The 1292-nt window shown below is 54.6% G+C and carries 1 rRNA gene; it reads right to left on the reverse strand.

Annotation, left to right across the window (positions count from 1 at the left end):
- Window positions 1-7 precede the first annotated feature (7 nt).
- A 23S ribosomal RNA gene (locus MHH93_RS28380) occupies window positions 8-1292 on the reverse strand; the annotation flags it as partial.

Consider the following 1292-nt stretch of genomic DNA (forward strand, 5'->3'; position numbering starts at 1 on the left):
CTTGCTATTGGATAAGCCCTCGACCGATTAGTACTGGTCAGCTCCATGCATTGCTGCACTTCCACCCCCAGCCTATCTACCTCGTCGTCTTCAAGGGGTCTTACATACTGGGAAATCTCATCTTGAGGGGGGCTTCACGCTTAGATGCTTTCAGCGTTTATCCCGTCCGTACATAGCTACCCAGCGGTGCTCCTGGCGGAACAACTGGTACACCAGCGGTACGTCCATCCCGGTCCTCTCGTACTAAGGACAGCTCCTCTCAAATTTCCTACGCCCACGACAGATAGGGACCGAACTGTCTCACGACGTTCTGAACCCAGCTCGCGTACCGCTTTAATGGGCGAACAGCCCAACCCTTGGGACCTACTTCAGCCCCAGGATGCGATGAGCCGACATCGAGGTGCCAAACCTCCCCGTCGATGTGGACTCTTGGGGGAGATAAGCCTGTTATCCCCAGGGTAGCTTTTATCCGTTGAGCGATGGCCCTTCCATGCGGTACCACCGGATCACTAAGCCCGACTTTCGTCCCTGCTCGACTTGTAGGTCTCGCAGTCAAGCTCCCTTATGCCTTTGCACTCTTCGAATGATTTCCAACCATTCTGAGGGAACCTTTGGGCGCCTCCGTTACTCTTTAGGAGGCGACCGCCCCAGTCAAACTGCCCACCTGACACTGTCCCCGCACCGGATTACGGTACCAGGTTAGAACCTAGATACGATCAGGGTGGTATCCCAACGTTGCCTCCACAGAAGCTTGCGCTCCTGCTTCAAAGGCTCCCACCTATCCTGTACAGATCGTACCCAAATTCAATATCAAGCTGCAGTAAAGCTCCATGGGGTCTTTCCGTCTTGTCGCGGGTAACCTGCATCTTCACAGGTATTAAAATTTCACCGGATCTCTCGTTGAGACAGCGCCCAAGTCGTTACGCCATTCGTGCGGGTCAGAATTTACCTGACAAGGAATTTCGCTACCTTAGGACCGTTATAGTTACGGCCGCCGTTTACTGGGGCTTCGGTTCACAGCTTCGGATTGCTCCTAACCACTCCCCTTAACCTTCCAGCACCGGGCAGGCGTCAGCCCGTATACTTCGCCTTACGGCTTCGCACAGACCTGTGTTTTTGCTAAACAGTCGCTTGGGCCTTTTCACTGCGGCCCCCTCGTGCTATTCACACTACCGGGGCACCCCTTCTCCCGAAGTTACGGGGTCATTTTGCCGAGTTCCTTAACGAGAGTTCTTCCGCGCGCCTTAGAATACTCTTCTCGCCTACCTGTGTCGGTTTGCGGTACGGGCACC

It is taken from the genome of Priestia sp. FSL H7-0729, from assembly GCF_038005685.1.
In the GTDB taxonomy this organism is placed as follows: Bacteria; Bacillota; Bacilli; order Paenibacillales; family Paenibacillaceae; genus Paenibacillus.